The organism is Aphanizomenon sp. UHCC 0183, from assembly GCF_009712065.1.
Classification (GTDB): Bacteria; Cyanobacteriota; Cyanobacteriia; order Cyanobacteriales; family Nostocaceae; genus Dolichospermum; species Dolichospermum heterosporum.
The window spans coordinates 1-4,234 of the sequence record NZ_VILC01000024.1; the positions used below are offsets into that span (position 1 = coordinate 1).

6 protein-coding genes are annotated in these 4,234 nt (G+C 29.0%); 1 reads left to right on the forward strand and 5 read right to left on the reverse strand.

Going from position 1 to position 4,234, the window contains the following annotated elements:
* Positions 1–194: 194 nt before the first annotated feature.
* Complete coding sequence (locus FJR37_RS10515; protein WP_039203451.1) at positions 195–608, reverse strand: type II toxin-antitoxin system VapC family toxin; 414 nt, start codon at positions 606–608, stop codon at positions 195–197.
* Positions 595–849: a DUF2281 domain-containing protein gene (locus FJR37_RS10520; RefSeq protein ID WP_168465983.1), complete on the reverse strand. Its 255-nt coding sequence runs from the start codon at positions 847–849 to the stop codon at positions 595–597. Before FJR37_RS10520 ends, FJR37_RS10515 begins: the two co-directional genes overlap by 14 nt.
* Before the next feature lie 362 nt (positions 850–1,211).
* On the opposite strand from FJR37_RS10520, the gene FJR37_RS10525 reads away from it, so the two are divergent.
* Positions 1,212–1,439: a hypothetical protein gene (locus FJR37_RS10525; protein WP_152608928.1), complete on the forward strand. Its 228-nt coding sequence runs from the start codon at positions 1,212–1,214 to the stop codon at positions 1,437–1,439.
* Between the two features lie 54 nt (positions 1,440–1,493).
* On the opposite strand, the gene FJR37_RS10530 is transcribed toward FJR37_RS10525, so the two are convergent.
* From FJR37_RS10530 to FJR37_RS26420, 3 genes are all read right to left on the reverse strand, one after another.
* Positions 1,494–2,684, reverse strand: coding sequence for a hypothetical protein (locus FJR37_RS10530; RefSeq protein WP_168465984.1), 1,191 nt, complete (start codon positions 2,682–2,684; stop codon positions 1,494–1,496).
* Between the two features lie 22 nt (positions 2,685–2,706).
* Positions 2,707–3,903 carry a hypothetical protein gene (locus tag FJR37_RS10535; protein WP_168465985.1) on the reverse strand — a complete coding sequence of 399 codons (1,197 nt, stop codon included), beginning with the start codon at positions 3,901–3,903 and terminating at the stop codon, positions 2,707–2,709.
* A gap of 132 nt (positions 3,904–4,035) precedes the next feature.
* Positions 4,036–4,234 (reverse strand): hypothetical protein (locus FJR37_RS26420; RefSeq protein WP_217355235.1); only part of this gene is annotated, 199 nt, incomplete at its 5' end.

Here is a 4,234-nt window from a genome sequence, read left to right on the forward strand (position 1 = left end):
TGTGATGGTTCTATTGTCTTCTCTTATTTACATGATCGCCCCAGTAATCCCTAGTAACGCTTGAGTGAGATAATGTGAACAGATACAGGGTAATGTTTTCAGGTGCGAACTGCTTGCAGCAGCGCTTCGCTATCGCTCTAGTAATCCCTCGTAATGGTTGAGTGAGATAATGTGAACAGATACAGGTAATTACTTCAAAATAGCAAATTTTCAAAAGGATAATTTTGCTTCCAACGATAGGTGTTAAAGTCACGCTGATCTACTGAAAAAATGCGCCCATGTCCTAAATCTTCTGCTAAAATTACCAGGGAAGCATCAGCTAAATCCATTGGCAGATTAGCATATTTTTCCATTAATTTAATAATTTGCGGAGTATGGTGAGGCTTTAAATTAAAGATTGTAAATAATTCTTGTTCCAGACTATTTAAAAAGGTGACTTGAGCTTGAACTCCTTTACGAGTTAGCAAAAGATAACAGGTTTCTGTAACAACACACCATGTTGTAATTAAAGGTTCATTGTATTTTTTTAAAGCTTGTTTTGCTGTTGCGTGGTAGGTGTCTTTTTGGTCAATGAGAGCTAACCAAAATCCTGTATCAACTATGATCATATTTGTTTGGTAATGTATTAGCTAAAACTTCTTTATATGTGGTTGATAAATTTTCTTCCACAGCACAACAACCAATTAATCCAATTTGATCAAATTTTTCATAGATACTTTTTTCTTGATGATGATTTTCTGGTTGTGAATAACGGTTTTTGAGTAATTTAATAAAATCAAGTAGTAAGATTTGGGCTTCTTCTGGTAAGGTGTCAATATATTTAGATATTTCTGCAATTTTTATTACCATGATTAACTCCTCAATTGAGTAAATTTTTTCGTATGATCCTATTATAAACTACGCTCTGGGTGATGGTTCTCAAGTGAGGTGAATGTTCCGGTGGTGTATCTTTCATACTTCTATATGTCTTCTCTTATTTACACGATCGCCATAAACATCCCTAATAACGCTTGAGTGAGATAACGTAAACAGATACAGGGTAAGGTTTTCAGGTGCGAACTGCTTGCAGCAGCGCTTCGCTATCGCTCTACTAATCCCTAGTAATGCTTGAGTGAGATAATGTAAACAGATACAGGGTTTTTAGAGAGTTACTAAAATGGGCGTAGATTTTGGATATATTGAGGAATATAACCCACAGAGGGGTTTTGGATTTGTTGGTAGTACCTTCCAGCTATATTTACACTATACTTTATAATCAAATGGAAGATGACTTTGATTATTTAGCTGAACAATCTCAAATTGCAATTGTCAAAGATAGAGTTTCAAAAATATTTGCTAGGGAATATGATAATCAAGATGAACGTTATCATATTCCTTTTGAAGAGGTATGGAACTCAGAAACTTCTAATAATCTACCTTGGCAATGTTTTAAACATTAACATAAATAGATATGAAATCTAAAATCTAAAATTATTAGTTTTCTACTTGCTCATTTATTCATAATCCAAAATTATTTTAATTATAATATTTTCAAATTCCTTATTAATTTCTCGAAGTTTTTCTTCTAAAATCTTATCAGGTAGCTTTCTAAAATGATGAACAATCAGACATCTAACTTTATATAAAGCACCACCCAAGTCCTGTTTTTTGCTAATATCATCTTTTTCATTGCTATCATCATCATTAAATAATTTAATTAATTCATTACAGGATATAAGTAAGTTTGGATTATTAATTTTTACATAATCATTGATTAATATGGATACTCTTGTCTTTTCTGTAGAAATATTGTCTATTTTCTCCTTGAATTTACGTATATTTTTATCTGCATTATTATTGAAGTTATTGATTTCATCTAATATTTTTCTTTCAAAAACTATCTGTATCATGAGTTCAATGACTTGGTAAAGAAGATAAAATCTAACTAAATGATGTTCTTCTGTTTTCAATAAACTTTTAAAAAGTCTATCAATATACGACTCTCCTTGTAAATACTTTGAACTTCTCTGAAGTATCAGTCTAGTGTTACCAGAAGATTTTAAATTAGCTCTATTTTTAATTTCGTTTAAATCTTCCGTTGGTTGACAGGTATTAATTTTTTTTATATTTTCAGTTGGTTCACAATAATAATAACTGTGCGAATATAAAGAAGCAAGGTAATTATCTATATTAAAATTAGCTATTTTCTGAATATTAGTTTTAAATAAAATTAATATGATAATATTATCTCCATAAAAATCTGTTAATTTATAATCTTCTATTTGTTCAATAGAGGGAGTAAAATGACTATAATCTTCTTGATTAAGTAATAGTTTGTAAAACGCAACATAGGCATATTTTAAAAAATGCTCATTCTCTGCACATCCATGTTTATTAGATACAAGTGCTTGAATAGGAAATATCCAACCAATTCTCAAATCAGCTACTTTTTCATAGACTTGAAAAATATCATTTTCTTTATTTAATTCAAATGATTTCAATATAAATAATGAATAATCTTCATGTTTATGATCTGTATTATTATTATTATCTCTATAGATAGTTAGAACATAATCAATATGTATTTTAATACTATTTTGTACATCTGAAAGTTCAAAGTAAGTTTGCTCATCATTTATATTTGGTACAACTTCTGTCAAAGAATATTCAATTTCGGAAAGTTCATTTTTTATTTTAAGTGGCATATACAAAAATTACTCATTTAATTTATAGTTCATTTAATCTATATTTTTTAAAACTAGATTCTATTGATTTATCTATTGATAAACATGAATCACTTTCACTGTTAAATAGTTCTCTAAAGAAGTAGTAAAAATACATTCTTTGAGAAGTACCAATTTTTCTAGCAGTTTTACTGATATCGTCTAATGTTAGAATTAACTCGTCAAGAAAACTTTGATCATTATTGCTAAGATGAATCTGGGTAATCTTCTGATTTATATCATCAAATGAATTAATCAGATGTTTATCTTTTAAAAATCCTACAGCAGCACCAAAACCCGTCATTAGTGGTGATTTAGTAAATATCTTATCTACGCTATCACCAAAAGGTTTACTTGATAATCGGATTTGCTCATCATTAAACTTCCAATCACCTGACAATTCGCGTATTTTTTTAACAAATTCATTATATGTTACTAGATAACTTTTAAATAGATCCTTATTCTGATTTTCCTGCGCGAGATTTTCTAAACTTTTAATGATTTCAAGTAAGTCTCTTCTATCTAAACTAGCCTCATCTCTAAGAAGATAGGAAGTAAAGCCATCTATTACATCATTAAATCTATATTCAAATCTATATTCCCCAATTTCATGAGGACTTGGTTCATCAACTTCTTTAAGTAACTTGATTTCTGAAGAAATACTTTCATCAAGATAATCAGAATAAAGTATTTCTATTTGATGTCTAACAGACATAGGGGATTGACCAGTATTAAGTGTTAGCATTCTGTAAAGAATACCTATTTTTTTAATGCCTAAATAAATTTCAAATCTTAATTTATGATTATGAAATTTATTTAGTACATTTATATTATTTTCAGAATGTAAATCTTGATCTACATCTATTAATAAGTGTGTTCTTTGTAGTCCATCAAGAATTATTAATTTATCTTTATGGTGATTTATATAATTTTTAATTATATCCTCATCAGCATTATTAATATCTATATTTTCCTGGATGTCATTACTAAGAGCTAAAACTATAGGTGGTATAGTACACCCTATTTTTATATCTTCTTTTAGTAGGTTATATATTGATGAATATGATTTTAATCTTTTCCTTTGCAAAGGATTATTTTTACTAATAAAATTAGCTATTTCTAAATATTCACCAATAGAAATTTCCGTCAAAATATTGTGCGCGTTTATTCTGTTATCAAAGATTCGAGAAAGTATTTTCATAACAGTTAGATTCTATAGTAATCAATTCTATAATTTTATCATAGTTTTAAAATAATAACTCAAAACAACACAATATGTAAAGAAAAATTAAGTAAGATTTTTTACAAGATATCCAACCGTGCGATCGCTCTATTAATCCCTAGTAATGCTTGAGTGAGATAACGTAAACAGATACAGGGTAAGCTTTTCAGGTGCGATCGCCCCATTAATCCCTAGTAATGCTTGAGTGAGATAATGTAAACAGATACAGGGTAAGGTTTTCGGACTGCGATCGCCCCAGTAATCCCTAGTAATGGTTGAGTGAGATAATGTAAACAGATACAGAGTAAGC

What these genes read in the sequence shown, in the direction of transcription:
- FJR37_RS10515 (WP_039203451.1), bottom strand. Translation starts at nt 608, where the DNA reads ATGATCATAGTTGATACAGGATTTTGGTTAGCTCTCATTGACCAAAAA.
- FJR37_RS10535 (WP_168465985.1), bottom strand. Translation starts at nt 3,903, where the DNA reads ATGAAAATACTTTCTCGAATCTTTGATAACAGAATAAACGCGCACAAT.
- FJR37_RS10520 (WP_168465983.1), bottom strand. Translation starts at nt 849, where the DNA reads ATGGTAATAAAAATTGCAGAAATATCTAAATATATTGACACCTTACCA.
- FJR37_RS10530 (WP_168465984.1), bottom strand. Translation starts at nt 2,684, where the DNA reads ATGCCACTTAAAATAAAAAATGAACTTTCCGAAATTGAATATTCTTTG.